Raw genomic sequence first — 19,717 nt, 5'->3', positions numbered from 1 at the left:
CGTGACAGACGACCTGTACGACAGCAGAATGAGGAGTCATGACCAGCCCCTTCTCGTCCGGACCCAATCCTGGCACCACGCCCGCGGGCGCTGCGGCGGGCTCGCGCCGCGGCCCGGTCGGTCTGCCGACGCCCCCGAAGGGCTGGCCGATCGGTTCCTATCCCACCTACGCCGAGGCCCAGAAGGCCGTCGACTACCTGTCCGACCAGCAGTTCCCGGTGCAGCAGGTGACCATCGTCGGCGTCGACCTGATGCAGGTCGAGCGCGTCACCGGGCGGCTGACGTGGCCCAAGGTGCTCGGCGGCGGTGTCATCACCGGTGCCTGGCTGGGCATCTTCATCGGCCTGGTGCTGGGTTTCTTCAGCCCCAATCCGTGGGCGTCGCTGATCACCGGTGTGGTCGCCGGCGTGATCTTCGGGCTCATCACTTCCTCGGTGCCGTACGCCATGGCTCGCGGCACAAGGGATTTCAGCTCCACCATGCAGTTGGTGGCCGGGCGCTACGACGTGCTGTGCGACCCGCAGAACGCCGAGAAGGCCCGGGACCTGCTGGCGCGCTTGACGATCTAGGGGTCACGATTGCGCCGCGTGCGGCGCGGCAGTGTTGCACATCACCCACCTGGGGTTCTACGGTTTGCCCGCGGGACAAACCCCGCCGTAGACGACGGGAGGCGGTGTCGTGGCAAGCCCTGGCGCACGCGCTCGGCGGGTGGGCGCCGCCGCGGTAGCCGCACTGACCACCGCCTCGCTGATATCGGCATGTGGTTCCACTGACGACGGGCTGGTGGTCAGCCTCTACACCCCGGCCAGTGAGACGGCGACGTTCACCGCGGTGGCCAAGCGGTGCAACGAGCAACTCGGCAGTCGCTTCCGCATCGAACAGCGCAGCCTGCCCAAGGCTGCCGACGATCAGCGCCTGCAGCTCGCGCGCCGGCTGACCGGCAATGACCGCACGCTGGACCTGATGGCCCTCGACGTGGTGTGGACCGCGGAGTTCGCCGAGGCCGGCTGGGCGTTGCCGCTCTCCGATGACCCGGCGGGCCAGGCCGAAGCCGACGCGAAGGCCGACACCCTGCCCGGACCGCTGGAGACCGCGAAGTGGCAGGGCAAGCTGTACGCCGCGCCGGTCACCACGAACACCCAATTACTCTGGTACCGAGCCGATCTCGTCGCACCCCCGCCGGACACCTGGGACGGCATGATCGCCGAGGCCACCCGACTGCACGCCGAGGGCAAGCCCAGCTGGATCGCCGTGCAGGCCAAGCAGTACGAAGGCCTGGTGGTGTGGTTCAACACCTTGCTGGAAAGTGCTGGGGGACAGGTGCTTTCCGATGACGGCAAGCGTGTCACGCTGACCGACACCCCGGAGCACCGGGCGGCGACGGTCAAGGCACTCCAGATCATCAAGTCCGTCGCCACCGCGCCGGGCGCCGACCCGTCGGTGACCCAGACCGACGAGGGCACCGCGCGCCTTGCCCTGGAGCAGGGCAAGGCGGCCCTGGAGGTCAACTGGCCCTTCGTATTCGCCTCGATGCTGGAGAACGCGGTCAAGGGCGGTGTGCCGTTCCTGCCGCTGAACGACAAGCCGGAGCTGGCCGGCAGCATCAACGACGCGGGCACCTTCTCGCCGACCGACGACCAGTTCACGGTGGCCTTCGACGCTGCCAAAGAAGTGTTCGGGTTCGCGCCGTACCCCGGTGTGATCCCCGGACAGCCGACCCGGGTGACATTGGGCGGACTGAACATCGCGGTGGCCAAGACCACCCGGCATCCCGCCGAGTCGTTCGAGGCGATCCGTTGCATCCGCAATCTGGAGAACCAGAAGTACACCTCGATCGAAGGTGGCCTGCCGGCGGTGCGCACCTCGCTTTACTCCGATCCGGACTTCCAGAAGAAGTACCCGCAGTACGCGATCATCCGCGATCAGCTCACCACCGCGGCGGTGCGCCCGGCGACCCCGAATTATCAGGCGGTATCGACGCGGATCTCGGCGACGCTGGCGCCGATCACCCAGATCGACCCGGACAAGACGGCCGACGAACTCACCGAACAGGTGCAAAAAGCCATCGACGGAAAGGGTTTGATCCCGTGACCGCCGCCGTCTCGCGCACTCCGGCCGATGCTGCGGCTCGCAGCGATGACAAGCGCTCGCAGCGCCGGCTGGCCTATCTGCTGATCGCGCCGGCCGTCATCCTCATGCTGGCCGTGACGGCCTACCCGATCATCTACGCCTTCTGGCTCAGCCTGCAGCGCTACAACCTGGCCAGCCCCGCCGACACGAAGTTCATCTGGTTCCAGAACTACGCCACCATCCTCACCGATCGGTACTGGTGGACGGCGTTCGTCATCACCGCGGTGATCACGGTGATCTCGGTGGCCATCGAGTTCGTGCTCGGCATGGCGCTGGCCCTGGTCATGCACCGCACCATCTTCGGCAAGGGGTTGGTGCGCACCGCAATTCTCATTCCCTACGGCATCGTCACCGTCGCGGCCTCCTACAGCTGGTACTACGCCTGGACGCCGGGCACCGGCTATCTGGCCAACCTGCTGCCCGACGGCAGTGCCCCACTGACACAACAGATTCCATCGCTGGGCATCATCATCGTGGCCGAGGTGTGGAAGACCACGCCGTTCATGGCCCTGCTGCTGCTGGCCGGGCTGGCGCTGGTACCCGAGGATCTGATGCGTGCCGCCCAGGTGGACGGTGCCGGACCCTGGAAGCGCCTGATCAAGGTGACGCTGCCGCTGATCAAGCCCGCCATCCTGGTGGCGCTGCTGTTCCGCACCCTGGACGCATTCCGTATCTTCGACAATATCTACGTGTTGACCGGCGGCTCCAACGACACCGCCTCGGTGTCGATCCTGGGCTACGACAACCTGTTCAAGGCGTTCAACATCGGCCTGGGGTCGGCGATCAGCGTGCTGGTCTTCCTATCGGTGGCCGCCATCGCGTTCATCTTCATCAAGCTGTTCGGCGCCTCGGCGCCCGGCACGGACAACGAGGTGCGGTGATGAGCGAGCGGATCGGAGCACGCCGCGCCACCACCTGGACGGTCATCAATGTGCTCGTGGTGGTGTACGCGCTGTTCCCGGTGTTGTGGATCCTGAGCCTGTCGCTCAAGCCGACCTCGTCGGTCAAGGACGGCAAGCTGATCCCCTCGGAGATCACCTTCGACAACTACAAGGGGATCTTCACCGGGGACGCCTTCTCCTCGGCGCTGATCAACTCGATCGGTATCGGGCTGATCACCACCGTCATCGCCGTGGTGGTCGGCGGGATGGCCGCCTACGCTGTCGCTCGCCTGGACTTTCCCGGCAAGAAGCTGCTCATCGGCGCCGCCCTGCTGATCGCGATGTTCCCCCAGATCTCTTTGGTCACACCGCTATTCAACATCGAGCGGCGGATCGGCCTGTTCGATACCTGGCCGGGCCTGATCATCCCCTACATCACGTTCGCGCTGCCGCTGGCGATCTACACCCTCTCGGCGTTCTTCCGGGAGATTCCCTGGGATCTGGAGAAGGCCGCCAAGATGGACGGCGCCACCCCGGGCCAGGCGTTTCGCCGGGTGATCGCTCCGCTGGCCGCGCCGGGCATCGTCACCGCCGCGATCCTGGTCTTCATCTTCGCCTGGAACGACCTGCTGCTGGCCCTGTCGCTGACAGCCACCAAGGCCGCGATCACCGCCCCGGTGGCGATCGCGAACTTCACCGGCAGTTCGCAATTCGAGGAGCCGACGGGGTCGATCGCCGCCGGCGCGATGGTGATCACGATCCCGATCATCGTGTTTGTTCTGATCTTCCAACGACGGATAGTCGCCGGGCTGACCTCCGGTGCGGTGAAGGGGTAGGGATGGCTGAGATCGTCCTGGACCGGGTGACCAAGAGTTACCCCGACGGTTCGGTGGCCGTGAAGGACCTGAGCCTGACGATCGCCGACGGTGAGTTCGTGATCCTGGTCGGCCCGTCCGGGTGCGGAAAGTCCACCACACTCAACATGATTGCCGGTCTGGAGGACATCACCTCCGGCGAGCTGCGGATCGGCGGCGAGCGGGTCAACGAGAAGGCGCCGCGCGACCGCGACATCGCCATGGTGTTCCAGTCCTATGCGCTCTATCCGCATATGACAGTTCGGCAGAACATCGCCTTCCCGCTGACGCTGGCCAAACTCAAGAAGGACGAGATCGCCCGCAAGGTCGACGAGACCGCGAAAATCCTTGACCTGAGCGACTTCCTGGACCGCAAGCCCGCACAGTTGTCCGGCGGCCAGCGCCAGCGCGTCGCCATGGGCCGCGCCATCGTGCGCAACCCCAAGGCATTCCTCATGGACGAGCCGTTGAGCAACCTCGACGCCAAGCTGCGGGTGCAGATGCGCGGTGAGATCGCCCGGCTGCAGAACCGGCTGGGCACCACCACCGTTTACGTCACCCACGACCAGACCGAGGCGATGACCCTCGGTGACCGGGTCGTGGTGCTGCGGGCCGGGCAGGCCCAGCAGATCGGCAGCCCGCAGGAGTTGTACGACAAGCCGGCCAACCTGTTCGTCGCCGGGTTCATCGGCTCGCCGGCCATGAACTTCTTTCCCGCCAGCCTCACCGAGGTCGGGGTGCGGTTGCCGTTCGGTGAGGTGACGCTGGCCCCGGAGGTCTTCGACGTGGTCCGCAGCCATCCCACTCCGGGCAACGTGATCGTCGGCGTGCGACCCGAACACATCGAGGACGCCTCGTTGATCGACGCCTACGAGCGCATCCGGGCGCTGACCTTCCAGACCACCGTGGATCTCGTCGAGTCGCTGGGGGCGGACAAGTACGTTTATTTCGCGACCTCCGGGGACAGCGCCCGCTCGGTCCAGCTGGCCGAACTGGCCGCCGAATCCGGTACCGGCGAAAACGAGTTCGTGGCGAGGCTTTCCGCTGAGTCCAAGGCGGCCGCCGGGCAGACCGTGGAGCTGGCGCTGGACACCACCAAGCTGCACATCTTCGATGCCGACAGCGGTGTCAACCTCACCCTGGCACCCCAGGCATAAGTGAGCTCACCGCTGCAGCAGGTCCGCGATCATCTGCGCGGCCACTTCGCCGGCGCCGGTATCGATGCCGAGCCGGACTCGGCCAGCGTCACGTTCCTCGGTGTCGAGCGGATGGAGATCCTACGGTTCGGGCCGAGCCCGGACGGGGTGGCCCACTATGTGTCGGTGGGGTGTTCGCGTCATCCGATGACCGACCCGTCGGACGTGGCGGCCGACCCGTTGCGCGGTCCGCGGGCCGAGGTCGTCATGAGCTTGCGGCAGACCGCACCGACACCCGGTCTGGCCCGCAGCCTGGCGGTGGTCGCCGCGACGCCTGCTGTCGAGGGTGTGGTGCTGGTTGCCGATGCGCTGATCGATCTGTCTGGGCCGCTCTGGGATTCGGCTCCGTTCACCGCAGTGCTGTTGGGGCCGTCCGACATCGCGGACCTAGCACTGGAGCCGCCGATGGATCCGGTGGTGTTGCTCTCGGCGGTGCCGATCACCGCGACCGAGGCGGCCTGGGTGCGGCTCAAGGGTGCGCAGGCCATGCGTCAGGCGTGGCTCGACGACGGGGTCGACGTGCTGGATCCGCGACGGCGAGCGTCGGCGCCGAGCTAGTCCGGCGCCGAGCGTCACACCAGCGTGACGCCCGCGGTGCACTGTCACTCCAGGGTGACGTTCGGTGGAAGACGAGGCTAAAGCCAGTGGTTACGGCGGAAGTTGCGGTACAGGAAGCTGCAGATGCCCACCATCACCAGCACCACCAGGGGATAGCCCCAGCGCCAATGCAATTCGGGCATGTCGTCGAAGTTCATACCGTAGATGCCGGCGATCATGGTCGGCACCGCGGCCATGGCCGCCCATGCGGTGATCTTGCGCATGTCGGTGTTCTGCTGCATGCCCACCTTGGCCAGTGCGGCCTGCACCAGTGACGACAGCATCTCGTCGTAACTGGCGATCCGGTCGGCGGCCTGGGTCTGATGGTCCAGGACGTCGCGCATGTAGCGCAGCAGTTCCTTGGTCATCAGATCCTTGTACTCGGTGTTGAACCTGGCCAGCGCGACCGTGAGAGGCGATACAGCCCTTCGCAATTCGACGACCTCACGCTTGAGCATGTAGATCGGCTCGATGTCGGTCTTGGTCAGCGGGGAGAACGTGTCGGACTCGATGGCGTCGATATCGCATTCCATCAACGCGCTGACGTCGCGGTAGGTGTCCACCACGTGATCGGCGATCGCGTGCATCACCCCGTAGGGACCCAGCGCCAGTTGTTGGTGTTCTTCTTCGAGCTTCTTGCGCAGCCCGGCCAGACCGGTGTGGTCGCCGTGGCGGACGGTCACCACGAAATCGCTGCCGACGAACACCATGATCTCGCCGGTCTCCACGATCTCGCGGGCCAGTGCGACCGACTCGTGCGGAACGTAGATGACGGTCTTGAGGACCAGGAACAGGGTGTCGTCGTAGCGCTCGACCTTGGGCCGCTGGTGGGCGTGCACCGCGTCCTCCACGGCCAGCGGGTGCAGTCCGAAGACCTCGGCCACCGATTGCATCTGGAACTCGTCGGGCTCGTGCAGCCCGATCCACACGAATGCTTGTTGGCCCTCGGCTTCCAGTTCGCGGACACGCTCCAGCGCAGCGGCATGGGTGTACTTACCGGGTAGTCGCTCGCCGTCGACGTAGATCGCGCAGTCGACCGTGGCACGTGCCACCGGGACGTGGATGCGCTTGGCATCGACCTCGGCGGGCCGCGGGCGGTTCACCCCCAGCAGTGAGGGTGGACGAGCGCGGAACGTCGCCATATCGGGCCTCCCCTCGTACGCACTGCGACCCCGGTGGGTCCGACCGGAAATGCTACGCGCCGGGCGCTCTGCGGGCTTCCCGCCAACTGGCGGAACCTCATTCTTCCCGGCCTGCTGGGCGAGTACCCTGACGCCGTGACCGAAACGGTGCCCAACTCCCGCCTCGTCATCGACGACGAGGAGATCTTTGACGCCCACCACGGCGGCAAGCTGTCCGTCGAGCTCAAGTCGCCGCTGGATACCCAGCGTGCACTGTCGATCGCCTACACCCCGGGGGTAGCCCAGGTCAGCAGGGCGATCGCAGCCGACCACACCCTGGCCGCCCGCTACACGTGGGCCAATCGTCTGGTGGCGGTGATCAGCGACGGCACCGCCGTGCTCGGCCTGGGCGACATCGGTCCGGCCGCCTCACTGCCGGTGATGGAGGGCAAGGCTGCGCTGTTCAAGACCTTCGGCGGCCTGGACTCCATCCCGATCGTGCTCGATACCAAGGATCCCGACGAGATCGTCGAGACGGTGATCCGGCTACGCCCGACCTTCGGGGCGGTCAACCTCGAGGACATCTCGGCGCCGCGTTGTTTCGAGATCGAACGGCGGCTGATCGTGGCGCTGGACTGCCCCGTCATGCACGACGACCAGCACGGCACGGCCATCGTCGTGCTGGCCGCGCTGATGGGCGCCGCCAAGGTGCTCGACCGGGACATCACCACGCTGAAGGTGGTCATCTCCGGGGCGGGTGCCGCCGGTATCGCGTGCGCGAACATCTTGCTCGCCAGCGGCGTCAGCCACCTCACCGTGCTGGATTCGCAGGGCATCGTGCACAGCGGTCGTGACGACCTCAATGCCTTCAAGGCCGAGCTGGCTTCGCGGACCAACCCCGCCGGTCTGACCGGCGGCATGGTCGAGGCGCTGGCCGGTGCCGACGTGTTCATGGGCGTCTCCGCCGGCCTGGTGCCCGAGGAGCTGATCGCGACGATGGCTCCGGGCTGCATCGTGTTCGCCATGTCGAACCCCGACCCGGAGATCCATCCCGAGGTGGCCAAGAAGTACGCCGCGGTGGTGGCGACCGGCCGCAGCGACTTCCCGAATCAGATCAACAACGTGCTGGCCTTCCCGGGGGTGTTCCGCGGAGCGCTCGACGCCGGTGCACGCCGCATCACCGAGAAGATGAAAGTGGCTGCCGCCCAAGCGATCTTCTCCGTCGTCGGTGACGATCTGGCGCCCGACTACATCGTGCCCAGTCCGCTGGATCCGCGCGTCGGCCCCGCCGTCGCGCAGGCGGTGGGTGCGGCGTCGGAAAGCGATTGAGCGCAGCGTTCGTTCGTCGGCTGGCCGGGGTTCTGCTGGCGCTGACGCTGACCGCATGCGGCGCCGCGCCCCCTGGCCCGTCGATGGCGGTCGGCGCCACACCCGATCCGCAGACCACGCTGCTGGCCGAGCTGTATGCCGCCGCGCTGCGCTCCTACGGGACGGCGGGATACGTCAAGACGCTGGATGATCCGTTGTCCGCGTTGGACTCCGGTGCGGTCAGCGTGGTGCCCGGTTTCACCGGGCGGCTGTTGCAGAGGTTCGACCCGGGGTCGGCGGCGCGCTCGGATGCCCAGGTATACCGGGCGATGATCGGCGCGCTGCCCGAAGGAGTGGCCGCCGGTGACTACGCCACATCGGCAGAGGACAAGCCTGCGCTGGCCGTCACCGATGCGACCGCGGCGAGCTGGGGGAGCCGTGACCTGAGTGCGCTGGTGACCCACTGCACGGGGCTCATCCTCGGTGCGGTGGCCGGGGTGCGCGGGCTACCCACCTCGGTGGGAGCCTGTGCGCTGCCGCCGGCACGTGAATTTCCGGACGCCGCAACGCTATTCGACGCATTGCGCAAGGGGGTGATCACCGCGGCGTGGACCGGCACCGCCGATGCCGGGGTGCCCAGTGACATCACGGTGCTGGCCGATCGCAAACCCGTTCTGATCCAGGCGGAGAACGTCGTGCCGTTGTACCGGCGCAACGAACTCGACCAGCAGCAGATGCGCGCGGTCAACGAACTCGCCGGCGTCCTGGACACCGGGGCACTGGTGGATCTGCGCCGCCAGGTCGCCGAGGGCGGCGACCCGCGCACGGTGGCCGAGAACTGGCTCTCCGCGCACCCGTTGGGGCGTTAGCGCGTCGGCGGCGACAGCTTGGGCAGCACGCGGGAGAACAGGTCCTGGTAGCCCGAGCCGGTGATCCGCACGATCACGTCGAGGATCTTGGCGTCGGCGCCGACGAGTACCCGGGCCTTCTTCTTGCGGACGGCCTCGAGGATGATCTGTGCCGCCCGCTCCGGTGTGGTGCGGGCCAGCTTCTTGTCGAAGGCTTGGGCCATCGCGGCCTGGTCGAGTCCCTCGGCAACGGTGGAGTTGCGGGCGATGGCGGTCTTGATGCCGCCGGGGTGCACGGTGGTCACCTGCACCGGGTGGTTGGCCAGGATCATCTCCTGGCGCAGAGCCTCGGTGAAGCCGCGCACCGCGAACTTCGCCGAGTTGTAGGCGGCCTGCCCGGGGACGGAAAAGATGCCGAACAGGCTGGAGATGTTGACCACGTGGCCGTCGCCGGACTCGATCAGGTAGGGCAGGAACACCTTGGTTCCGTTGACCACACCCCAGAAGTCGACGTCCATGACTCGTTCGATGTCTTTGAACTGGCTGACCTCGACATCGCCGGAGAACGCGATACCGGCGTTGTTGTAGATCTGGTTGACCTTGCCGAAGTGCGCCTTGACCTCATCGGCGTAGGCGCTGAACGCCTCGCGCTCGGTGACGTTGAGGCGATCGGCTTTGACGTTGACCCCGATGGCCTTGAGGCGTTCCTCGGTGACGGCCAGACCTTCGGTGTCGACATCGCTGATCGCGACGCTGGCACCCGATCGGCCCAGTTCGATGGCCAATGCCTGGCCGATACCCGACCCGGCGCCGGTGACGACGGCGACCTTCCCGGCGAACCCCTGCATGAGTGCTCCTCTTGTTAGACGTGTGTCGAACGCGGCCCACGTTAGCCGGTCCCCGGACCGCCGGTAACGGCGGCCTGCCGATGCACGATGCTGTAAGCATGATGTTCCGTCAGATGACGACCGCCGCGGTGGCTGCGGGCCTGCTCGCCGGTGCTGCGGCGTTCGCCGCGCCCGCGCACGCCGACACCACGGCCGACGACTTCCTGGGTGCCCTCAGCGCCGCCGGTATCGACAACCTCGATCCCGGCCAGGCCGTCGAGTTGGGTCAGTCGGTGTGCCCGCTGCTGGCTCAGCGCAGTCAGAACACCGCCGACATCGCCTCGACCGTCGCCGACCGGCTGGGCCGTCCGCTGGGCCCGGCCACCATGTTCACCGGTATCGCGGTGTCGTTCTTCTGCCCGCGCGCGGTGCAGGATCTGGCTAACGGCAATTCGCCCATCCCGCTGCCGTTCCTCAACAACCTCGGCTTCTAGGGCGTCGACTCCGCGAGTGTGGGGCCTATGTACGCGATCCGGCGATGTGGCGTACATAAGGCCCACAGTCGCGCCGTTCTAGCCGAACGACTGGTCGATGATCTCCTGCTGCTCGACCGCGTGCACCTTCGACGAGCCCGATGACGGCGCCGACATCGCGCGTCGCGAGATCCGCTTGATGCCGGTCAGCTTCTCCGGCAACAGCTCCGGCAATGTCAGCCCGAAGGTCGGCCATGCGCCCTGGTTGGCCGGCTCCTCCTGCACCCAGAAGAACTCCTTGGCATTGGGGTAGGAGTCCAAGGTGTTGCCCAGCCGGCGCTTGGGCAGCGGGGCGAGCTGCTCGACGCGCACGATCGCGACGTCCTCGCGCTTGTCCTTCTCCTTGCGCGCGGCCAGTTCGTAGTAGATCTTGCCGCTGGTCAACAGGATTCGGGTGACCTTGCTGCGGTCGCCGTCACCGTCGGTGTAGGTCGGCTCCTCCATGATCGAGCGGAACTTCTGCTCGGTGAAGTCCCGGATGTCGCTGACCGCAGCCTTGTTGCGCAGCATCGACTTCGGCGTGAAGACGATCAACGGCCGGTGCACCCCGTCCAGACCGTGCCGGCGCAGCAGATGGAAATAGTTTGCCGGTGTGGACGGCATCGCGATGGTCATCGATCCCTCGGCCCACAGCTGCAGGAACCGCTCGATGCGGCCCGAGGTGTGGTCGGGGCCCTGACCCTCGTGGCCGTGCGGCAGCAGCAGCACCACGTCGGACAGCTGGCCCCACTTGGCCTCACCGGAGCTGATGAACTCGTCGATGATCGACTGCGCACCGTTGACGAAGTCGCCGAACTGCGCCTCCCACAACACCAACGCGTCCGGGTTGCCCACCGAGTAGCCGTATTCGAAGCCGACGGCGGCGTACTCCGACAGCGCCGAGTCGTACACCAGGAACCGGCCTCCGGTCGGCGTACCGTCCGGGTTGATCGTCAGCAGATCCAGCGGGGTGAACTCCTCGCCGGTCTTGCGGTCGATCACCACGGCGTGGCGCTGGGTGAAGGTGCCGCGCCGGGTGTCCTGGCCGGACATCCGGATCAGCTTGCCCTCGGCCAGGAAGGTTCCCAGCGCCAGCAGCTCGCCGAAGGCCCAGTCCACCTTGCCCTCGTAGGCCATCTCGCGGCGCTTCTCCAGTACCGGCTTGACCCGCGGGTGCACGTTGAAGCCGTCCGGGAACGCCAGGTGCGCGTCGCCGATGCGGGCCAGCAGCGCCTTGTCCACCGCGGTGGTCATCCCGCGCGGGATCATCTGGTCGGCTTCCACCGACTCACTGGGCTCGACCGCGACCTTCTCCAGCTCGCGGACTTCGTTGAACACCCGTTCCAGCTGACCCTGGTAGTCGCGCAGCGCGTCCTCGGCCTCTTTCATCGAGATGTCGCCGCGCCCGATCAGGGCTTCGGTGTAAGTCTTGCGGACACCGCGCTTGGTGTCGATGACGTCGTACATGTAGGGCTGGGTCATCGACGGGTCGTCGCCCTCGTTGTGCCCGCGGCGGCGGTAGCACAGCATGTCGATGACGACGTCCTTCTTGAACTTCTGTCGGAAGTCGACGGCCAGCCGGGACACCCACACGCAGGCTTCCGGGTCGTCGCCGTTGACGTGGAAGATCGGCGCACCAATCATTTTCGCGACGTCGGTGCAGTACTCGCTGGACCGCGAGTCGTGCGGCGAAGTGGTGAAGCCGATCTGGTTGTTGACGATGATGTGGATGGTGCCGCCGGTGCGATAACCCCGCAGCAGCGCCAGGTTCAGCACCTCGGCCACCACCCCCTGCCCGGCGAACGCAGCGTCGCCGTGCAGCATCAGCGGCATCACGGTGAAGGCCCGGGACTGCTCGGCATCCGTTGAACCCTGTTCCTCCAGCAGGTCCTGCTTGGCGCGCACCAGACCCTCGAGCACCGGGTCGACGGCTTCGAGGTGGGACGGGTTGGCCGTCAGCGACACCTGAATGTCGTTGTCGCCGAACATCTGGATGTAGTTGCCGGTGGCACCGAGGTGGTACTTGACGTCACCGGAGCCGTGCGCCTGCGACGGGTTCAGGTTGCCCTCGAACTCGCTGAAGATCTGCGAGTAGGGCTTGCCGACGATGTTGGCCAGCACGTTGAGCCGGCCGCGGTGCGGCATGCCGATGACGACCTCGTCGAGCGCGTGCTCGGCGGCCTGGTCGATCACCGCATCCATCATCGGGATGACGGTCTCTGCGCCTTCCAGCGAGAAGCGCTTCTGCCCAACGTATTTGGTCTGCAGGAAGGTCTCGAAGGCCTCGGCGGCGTTCAGCTTGCTCAGGATGTATTTCTGCTGGGCCACCGTGGGCTTGTCGTGCTTGACCTCGATGCGCTCCTGCAACCACTTCTGCTGCTCGGGCTCCAGGATGTGGGTGTACTCCACCCCGATGTGCCGGCAGTACGCGTCGCGCAACAGCCCGAGCACGTCGCGCAGCTTCTTGGTCTCCTTGCCCGCGAAGCCCTCGACCTTGAACACCCGGTCCAGATCCCACAGCGTCAGGCCGTGGGTGTTGACGTCGAGGTCGGGGTGGCTGCGGAAGCGGGTCTTGTCCAACCGCAGCGGGTCGATGTCGGCCATCAGGTGACCGCGGTTGCGGTACGCGGCGATCAGCTCCAGGACGCGGGCGTTCTTGTCGACGATCGGATCCGGGTTGTCGGTGCGCCAGCGCACCGGCTCGTACGGAATGCCGAGTTCGAAGAAGATCTCGTCGTAGAAGTCGTCGGAGAGCAGCAGTTCGTGGATGGTGCGCAGGAAGTCGCCCGACTCCGCGCCCTGGATGATGCGGTGGTCGTAGGTCGACGTCAGGGTGATCAGTTTGCCGATACCCAGTTCGGCGATGCGCTCCTCGCTGGCCCCCTGGAACTCTGCGGGGTACTCCATCGCGCCGGCGCCGACGATCGCGCCCTGTCCCGACATCAGTCGCGGCACCGAGTGCACGGTGCCGATGGTGCCCGGGTTGGTCAGGGAGATCGTCACGCCCGAGAAGTCCTCGGCGGTGAGCTTGCCGTCGCGGGCGCGCCGCACGATGTCCTCGTAGGCGGCGATGAACTGGCCGAACCGCATGGCCTCGCAACCCTTGATGGCGGCGACGACCAGCGACCGGCTGCCGTTCTTGCCCTGCAGGTCGATCGCCAGGCCCAGATTGGTGTGCGCGGGGGTGACCGCGTTGGGCTTGCCGTCGATCTCGGCGTAGTGCCGGTTCATGTTCGGGAACTTCTTGACCGCCTGAACGATCGCGTAGCCCAGCAGGTGCGTGAACGACACCTTGCCGCCGCGGGTCCGCTTGAGGTGGTTGTTGACCACGATCCGGTTGTCGATCATCAACTTCGCCGGGATGGCCCGCACGCTGGTGGCGGTCGGGATCTCCAGCGAGGTGTTCATGTTCTTCACGACGGCGGCCGCAGCGCCGCGCAGCACCTGCGTCTCGTCATCGGCAGCCACCGCTACCGGTGCCGCCTTGGGGGCGGCCGGCTTCTCCGGGGCCGGGGGAGCGGGTGCCGCTTTGGGAGCTGGTGCCGCCGCAGCAGCGGGCGTCGCGGCAGGAGCGGGCGCGGGCTCAGCCGGCGCGACCGGAGCCGCGGCAGCGGGCTTGCCGTTACCGACCGCCTCCGTCGTGGGCTCCGGGTTGTAGTCGACGAGGAACTCGTGCCAACTCGGATCCACCGAGGAGGGATCGTCGCGGAACTTGCGGTACATCTCTTCGACCAGCCACTCGTTCTGGCCGAATGGTGAACTCGTACTGCTCACGGCAGGTACTCGCCTCGATTCGTGTCGTCCGGGCAAGCCGTGCTCGTAACGGCCCGCCCCACTGTTGTGCCCGACTCTTCGTCGCCCTAAAGGCTAACGCTTCCCACGCATTCCCGAAGCACGTCAGGGTCATGCTCGGAGGTGGTGAGATAACCGGTGCGGCATCGTCGGCGAACGGTTACCTTGCCGCTACCTCTCGTCTGCCACCGCAGGCAGCAGGTGCAGCATCACCGGCCACCGCGTCCGGGCCGGCCCGAACGCCGCATGGGCGTTGGCGACGATCTTGCGGCCCATCATCCGGTTACCGCCGCCGCCCACCGCGGCGCCGATGCCGACCGGCAACATCTTGCCCAGCGCCATCGCGCTGCGCTTGATCGTGAACCGCTTGACGAAGTAGCGCATCAGCCGGGTGTTCAGCTGTGACACCAGCGGCAGTGGCAGCATCTCGGCGCCCTCGGCCAGCCAGGCGCCGTTGGTACGGCCGGGCCCGACAAGGTCGGCGATGGCGCCCTTGCTGTCGTCGCCGACCAGCACCGCCAACACCAGGGCGCGACGGCGTTCCCGCTCCTCGAGGGGGATGCCGTGCACCTCGGCGACGGCCAGCACGAAGACCGCGGTGGCCTCCAGGAACACCAGGGTCTCGCCGGCCACCGCCGACAGGGCCGCCAACGTTCCGATCCCGGGGAAGGCCGCGGCCGAGCCGACGGCGGCACCGCTGGCCATCACGGCGGCCAGATAACGCTTCTCCAGTTTGGTGACGATCTCGGCCGGGCTGGCCTCGGGATTGAGCCGTCTCAGCCGCGCGACGTAGGCCCGGACCGCTGGCGCCTGGACCCGGGTACCGCGCTCGAGGATCTGCGAGAGCACCCGCGCCGACATCGCCGGATCGTCGTCGATCCGAGCTGGCAGGTTCTCCTCTGCCGTGCCCCGTCTGCGGAGTTTCATGCGGGTGCCTTCCTGCCTGGTGCGTGACTTCAGGCTAACGAACGAGGACCGTCCGAACGTGCCCGCCGTGATCCCGGTCACCACTCGTCGGATCGGCCCAGGAGGAACAAATATTCGGACAGCGGTGCTGTCGAAGAGCATGGCAGCATCCCGGGCAGTGACCACGACACGAAACACCGCCACTGCCGCGGCCACGGCGGCGCCCAACCGGGCCCGGATGATCGTGATCCTGGGCGCGCTGGTGGCGCTCGGCCCGCTGACCATCGACATGTATCTGCCTGCGCTGCCGCGCATCGCTACCGAGCTCGGGGTGTCGTCGTCGGTGGCGCAGCTGACGCTGACCGGAACGCTGGCGGGCCTGGCGCTGGGCCAGCTCGTGGTCGGTCCGCTGTCGGATTCGCTGGGCCGGCGCCGCCCGCTGATTGCCGGGATCCTGCTGCACATGGTGGCCTCGCTGGTCTGCCTGCTGGCCCCGAACATGGCGGTGCTCGGCATCGCCCGCAGCGTGCAGGGGATGGGCGCGGCCGCCGCGATGGTGGTCGCCGTCGCGGTGGTGGGCGATCTGTTCACCGACTCGGTGGCGGCCACGGTGATGTCGCGGCTGATGCTGGTGCTCGGTGTCGCGCCGGTGCTGGCGCCGTCGCTGGGCGCGGCTGTTCTGCTGCACGCCAGCTGGCACTGGGTCTTCGCGGCGTTGATCGTGCTGGCCGGGGGACTGTTGATGATCGCCGTGCTGGCACTGCCGGAGACGCTGCCGCCGGCACACCGCCGTCCGCTGAAATTGCGGTCGATCCTGGGCACCTATGCCGAGCTCTTCGGTGATGTGCGCTTCGTCGTCCTGGTTCTGGTCGGCGCGCTGGGCATGTCGGGTCTGTTCGCCTACATCTCGGCGGCCTCGTTCGTGCTGCAGGGCCGGCACGGCCTGGATCAGCAGAGCTTCGCGCTGGTGTTCGGCGCGGGCGCGATCGCGCTGATTGCGGCCACCCAGTTCAACGTGGTGCTGCTGCGCCGGTTTCGCCCGCAGCCCATCATGGTCACCGCACTGGTGGCGTCGACGCTGGCCGGAACGGTGTTCATCGGGCTGGCCGCCACCCACACCGGCGGCCTGCTGGGCTTCGTGCTGCCGGTGTGGGCGGTGCTGGCGTTGCTCGGTTTCGTGATGCCCAACGCACCCGCGGTCGCGCTGTCGCGGCACCCCGACGCCGCGGGCACCGCGGCCGCGCTGTTGGGTGCCGCGCAGTTCACCACCGGTGCGGTGATCGCGCCGGTGGTGGGGCTGCTGGGCAATGACGAGGTGGCGCTGGCCGTGGTGATGACGGCAGGCGTGTCGATCGCGCTGGTGGCGCTGCTGTGCGTCGGCAGCGGGGATTAGCCCGCGGAACTCATCTCGGCGTACCGCAGGACCGCGGCGACGCCGTCGGCCGGACTGATCCGTTCGTCGGTGCGCACCAGCGCCGCGCCGGTCGTCACCGCCAGCAGCGGCAGGGCCTCGTCGGCGCGCAGGGTCCGCTCGGGTGCGCCACCGAGGTCCGAAAGGGTGTCGGCGTCCGGCGCGATCAGCGTCAGATCGGTGTCGGCGACCACGGTGGCCGCTCCGATCTCACCGATGATCAGGGTGTCCACCGCGCCGTCGCGCAGCGCGGCGGTCACCGCGGCCAGACCCTCCACAGCCAGCCCGGTGCCCTGACCGGCCGCGAACCGCTGGGCGGCGTCGTCGATGGTGGCCAGCCGCCGCTTGAGGAATTCCTGACCGATCTCGTGGTGCACCTCGGCTTGGTCGGTGCCCTCGGTGCGCCCGCCGCTGTGCAGCGCGACCGCGATACCGGCCACCCGCTCGGGCAGGGCTGCGGTGAGTTCGGCGCGCGCACTTGCCTCGCCCTCGATGAAGACCAGTTCGGCGCCGGTCTCGTCGACCAGCTGGGTGACGCGGTCGGCGACGTCGCGGATGTTGCGGCGCACCGCCTCATCGACCTTGCCCTGTGCGGTGCCGTACTCGTGATGCTCGGCGGATTTGGCCTTGTGCACGGGGCGGTGATCGCCGTCGACGGTCTCCGAGCGGGTGGTGCCCGACCGGTGCACCGTGATGTCGGCGCCGGTGTGGTCCACGGCCACCAGCAGATAGGTCGTGTGCAGCAGGCCGTGCTCGACGATCGGGATCAGATAGGGCAACTCCGAGACCCGCAACTCGGTGGTGGCCGGTGGCCGGATCAAGTGCTCGTCGGTGACGATCGAGCCGCTCGCGGCGATCACCGCGCGCCCGCTTCGGCCCACCGGCGGATGAGCGGCGCGCACCGCGGTGTCGATCTCCTCGATCATCGCGGTCTCCACCGACCGCTCCTCGAGGTGTTTGCGGATATCGCGCAGTCGGGCGTCGAGTTGAGCTGCGGCGTCCTGGGTGTCGTGCGAGTCGTCGAAGTAGATCGAGACGAACGGTCCGGTGGCGTCGAGCAGGGGGCGAAAACGGTCGGAAAGCATGGCTACTCCTCAGCTGTATGTCGGTCCTGTGTCGGTTCTCCACGGGGACCTATTCCCCCGACAGCTGTCCGTATCCAACCTACGCCCGACCACCGCCGTGGCGACGGGTCCGGGGCGGTCGATAGTCTCGATCGGGCACCGCAGTTGTTCTGCTGCATCGACGATGACGTCTGCCGATGGCCCTATTCCGTCGCGGGGAACCGAAACGAGGTGTGGAGATGACCAGGAGCATGGCCGGCGAGGAGCCGGACGTGGACTTGGCCGACCCACCGGCAACCTCGGCGAATCCGTGGCGTGCGCTGTGGGCCATGATGGTCGGCTTCTTCATGATCCTGGTCGACTCGACGATCGTCGCGGTCGCCAACCCCAGCATCATGGACGCGCTGAGGATCACCGACTACGACACGGTCATCTGGGTGACCAGTTCCTACCTGTTGGCGTATGCGGTGCCGCTGCTGCTGGCCGGCCGCCTGGGGGATCGCTACGGACCCAAGTACCTGTACCTGGCCGGGCTGGCGCTGTTCACGCTGTCCTCGCTGTGGTGCGGTCTGTCCGGGTCCGTCGAGATGCTCATCGTCGCGCGCGCCGTGCAGGGGCTGGGTGCCGCGCTGCTCACCCCGCAGACGCTGTCGACGATCACCCGCATCTTCCCGGCCCAACGCCGGGGCGTGGCGATGAGCGTGTGGGGCGCCACCGCCGGGGTGGCCACCCTGGTGGGCCCGCTGGCCGGTGGTGTGCTCGTCGACCACCTGGGCTGGGAATGGATCTTCTTCGTCAACGTGCCCATCGGCGTCATCGGTCTGGTGCTGGCGGCGTGGCTGGTGCCCACGCTGCCCACCCATAAGCATCGATTCGACCTGCTTGGGGTCGCGCTCTCCGGGATCGGCATGTTCCTGGTCGTGTTCGGGCTGCAGGAAGGCCAGGGGCAGCACTGGGCGGCCTGGATCTGGGCCGTGATCGTCGCCGGGATCGGGTTCTTCGCCGCCTTCGTCTACTGGCAGTCGATCAACCGCAACGAGCCGCTGATCCCGCTGGAGATCTTCGCCGACCGCGACTTCAGCCTGTCCAACCTCGGTGTCGCCGTCATCGGGTTCGTCGTCACCGCAATGGTGTTGCCGGTGATGTTCTACGCCCAGGTGGTGTGCGGTCTGACGCCGACGCGTTCGGCCCTGTTGGTCGCACCGATGGCGGTGACCAGCGGTGTGCTGGCGCCGGTCGTGGGCCGCATCGTCGACAGCACGCACCCGCGCTCGATCATCGGATTCGGGTTCTCGTTGGTGGCGATCGCGCTGACCTGGTTGTCCGTCGAGATGGCACCGGCCACGCCGATCTGGCGGTTGGTGCTGCCGTTGACGGCGATGGGCGCGGGCATGGCGTTCATCTGGGCGCCGTTGGCCACCACCGCGACCCGCAACCTGCCGCCGCGACTGGCTGGCGCCGGGTCCGGTGTGTACAACGCCACCCGCCAGGTCGGCTCGGTACTGGGCAGTGCAGGCATGGCCGCGCTGATGGCCGCACGGATCAACGACGAACTGCCCGCCGCGCCGGGTAACACCCCGGCCGGTGACGTCGCGGTGCTGAAGCTTCCGGCGTTCCTGCACGTGCCGTTCGCCGCCGCGCTGTCACAGTCGGTGCTACTGCCGGCGTTCGTCGCGCTGTTCGGGATCATCGCGGCGCTGTTCATGATCGGCGGACTGGGCCGGCGGGTCGAGGGCCCCAGCAGTGCGGATGACGACGAGATCACCGATCGGCTCCCGCTCTACTACGACGACGACGACTATCTGGAGTACGAGGTCGATCGGGAGGCCGACTTCGCCGGGCTGCCCGAGGTGGTCGACGACGAGACCGAGCAGATCGTGTGGCGGCGTCCGGAGCCGGAGCACGTCGTGCCGATTGTCGAGCCGATCGGATTCGCACACAACGGTTTCCACGTCGGTTTCCAGGCCGGCTTCCAAGCCGAGGACGACGAACCGGCCACCATCGTCGAAGACGTCTCGTTGTGGACGGTGCCGGAAGCCGGTGGCTTCGAGGAGTCAGAGCCCGAGTCCGAGTCCGAACCCGAGCCTGAACCCTTCTCCCGCCATCGGCTGAGTGACGAGGGTGAACCCCGGCGCCCACGGCATTACCGCGAGGACTCCGACGAAGTGGAAGGCTACGGCCGCCATTCGATGCGCCGGGACTGACGAGGACGTGGGTGATGCCCGCGCCGACAGTAACCTGGCGGCGGTTATCCGCTCGTTTTTCCGCCG

The 19,717-nt window shown here is 67.4% G+C and carries 16 protein-coding genes; 11 read left to right on the top strand and 5 right to left on the bottom strand.

The features are described from left to right. Positions 1-38 precede the first annotated feature (38 nt). From G6N35_RS12435 to G6N35_RS12410, 6 genes are all read left to right on the top strand, one after another. Complete coding sequence (locus G6N35_RS12435; RefSeq protein ID WP_163804524.1) at positions 39-569, top strand: general stress protein; 531 nt, start codon at positions 39-41, stop codon at positions 567-569. Positions 570-678: 109 nt separating this feature from the next. After that, positions 679-2,091 (top strand): ABC transporter substrate-binding protein, encoded by a 1,413-nt coding sequence (locus tag G6N35_RS12430; protein WP_163804523.1) that lies wholly within the window; start codon positions 679-681, stop codon positions 2,089-2,091. Continuing rightward, positions 2,088-3,011, top strand: coding sequence for a carbohydrate ABC transporter permease (locus tag G6N35_RS12425; protein ID WP_163804522.1), 924 nt, complete (start codon positions 2,088-2,090; stop codon positions 3,009-3,011). Before G6N35_RS12430 ends, G6N35_RS12425 begins: the two co-directional genes overlap by 4 nt. 11 nt (positions 3,012-3,022) lie before the next feature. After that, positions 3,023-3,847: a carbohydrate ABC transporter permease gene (locus G6N35_RS12420; protein WP_179967461.1), complete on the top strand. Its 825-nt coding sequence runs from the start codon at positions 3,023-3,025 to the stop codon at positions 3,845-3,847. Between the two features lie 2 nt (positions 3,848-3,849). Further along, entirely contained in the window at positions 3,850-5,022 is a 1,173-nt protein-coding gene (locus G6N35_RS12415) for an ABC transporter ATP-binding protein (protein ID WP_163804520.1), read from the top strand. Continuing rightward, positions 5,023-5,619 carry a suppressor of fused domain protein gene (locus G6N35_RS12410; protein ID WP_179967350.1) on the top strand — a complete coding sequence of 199 codons (597 nt, stop codon included), beginning with the start codon at positions 5,023-5,025 and terminating at the stop codon, positions 5,617-5,619. 77 nt (positions 5,620-5,696) lie between these two features. Here G6N35_RS12410 and corA read toward each other — a convergent pair whose 3' ends face one another. After that, positions 5,697-6,800 carry a magnesium/cobalt transporter CorA gene (corA, locus tag G6N35_RS12405; protein WP_163804519.1) on the bottom strand — a complete coding sequence of 368 codons (1,104 nt, stop codon included), beginning with the start codon at positions 6,798-6,800 and terminating at the stop codon, positions 5,697-5,699. 135 nt (positions 6,801-6,935) lie between these two features. On the opposite strand from corA, the gene G6N35_RS12400 reads away from it, so the two are divergent. Both G6N35_RS12400 and G6N35_RS12395 read left to right on the top strand, forming a co-directional pair. Continuing rightward, a complete protein-coding gene (locus G6N35_RS12400) occupies positions 6,936-8,108 on the top strand; it encodes an NAD(P)-dependent malic enzyme (protein ID WP_163804518.1) in 1,173 nt (390 codons plus the stop codon). Then, on the top strand, positions 8,105-8,956 hold the full coding sequence (locus tag G6N35_RS12395; RefSeq protein WP_407664544.1) for a glycine betaine ABC transporter substrate-binding protein: 852 nt from the start codon (positions 8,105-8,107) through the stop codon (positions 8,954-8,956). Before G6N35_RS12400 ends, G6N35_RS12395 begins: the two co-directional genes overlap by 4 nt. Here the strand turns inward: G6N35_RS12395 and G6N35_RS12390 are convergent. Beyond that, on the bottom strand, positions 8,953-9,783 hold the full coding sequence (locus G6N35_RS12390; RefSeq protein ID WP_163804517.1) for an SDR family NAD(P)-dependent oxidoreductase: 831 nt from the start codon (positions 9,781-9,783) through the stop codon (positions 8,953-8,955). The two genes, G6N35_RS12395 and G6N35_RS12390, sit on opposite strands and share 4 nt — an antisense overlap. A 101-nt stretch (positions 9,784-9,884) precedes the next feature. Here G6N35_RS12390 and G6N35_RS12385 point away from each other — a divergent pair, with 101 nt between their 5' ends. Continuing rightward, a complete protein-coding gene (locus tag G6N35_RS12385; protein WP_407664620.1) occupies positions 9,885-10,256 on the top strand; it encodes a DUF732 domain-containing protein in 372 nt (123 codons plus the stop codon). Between the two features lie 78 nt (positions 10,257-10,334). Here G6N35_RS12385 and G6N35_RS12380 read toward each other — a convergent pair whose 3' ends face one another. Beyond that, a complete protein-coding gene (locus G6N35_RS12380; protein WP_163804515.1) occupies positions 10,335-14,048 on the bottom strand; it encodes a multifunctional oxoglutarate decarboxylase/oxoglutarate dehydrogenase thiamine pyrophosphate-binding subunit/dihydrolipoyllysine-residue succinyltransferase subunit in 3,714 nt (1,237 codons plus the stop codon). 189 nt (positions 14,049-14,237) lie between these two features. Further along, positions 14,238-14,993 carry a hypothetical protein gene (locus G6N35_RS12375; RefSeq protein WP_163804514.1) on the bottom strand — a complete coding sequence of 252 codons (756 nt, stop codon included), beginning with the start codon at positions 14,991-14,993 and terminating at the stop codon, positions 14,238-14,240. Between the two features lie 139 nt (positions 14,994-15,132). Between G6N35_RS12375 and G6N35_RS12370 the strand changes: the two genes are divergently transcribed. Beyond that, positions 15,133-16,365 carry a multidrug effflux MFS transporter gene (locus G6N35_RS12370; RefSeq protein ID WP_163804513.1) on the top strand — a complete coding sequence of 411 codons (1,233 nt, stop codon included), beginning with the start codon at positions 15,133-15,135 and terminating at the stop codon, positions 16,363-16,365. Here G6N35_RS12370 and G6N35_RS12365 read toward each other — a convergent pair. After that, the gene (locus tag G6N35_RS12365) at positions 16,362-17,468 is read right to left on the bottom strand and encodes an Rv2629 family ribosome hibernation factor (RefSeq protein WP_163804512.1); all 1,107 of its coding nucleotides are present in this window, start codon (positions 17,466-17,468) and stop codon (positions 16,362-16,364) included. The two genes, G6N35_RS12370 and G6N35_RS12365, sit on opposite strands and share 4 nt — an antisense overlap. 218 nt (positions 17,469-17,686) lie before the next feature. Between G6N35_RS12365 and G6N35_RS12360 the strand changes: the two genes are divergently transcribed. Continuing rightward, on the top strand, positions 17,687-19,651 hold the full coding sequence (locus G6N35_RS12360; protein WP_163804511.1) for an MFS transporter: 1,965 nt from the start codon (positions 17,687-17,689) through the stop codon (positions 19,649-19,651). The last annotated feature ends 66 nt before the right edge of the window (positions 19,652-19,717 follow it).

This window comes from Mycolicibacterium anyangense (genome assembly GCF_010731855.1).
In the GTDB taxonomy this organism is placed as follows: Bacteria; Actinomycetota; Actinomycetes; order Mycobacteriales; family Mycobacteriaceae; genus Mycobacterium; species Mycobacterium anyangense.
Note: the sequence above shows the minus strand (reverse complement) of the source record. Positions and strands in the feature narration are given on the sequence as shown.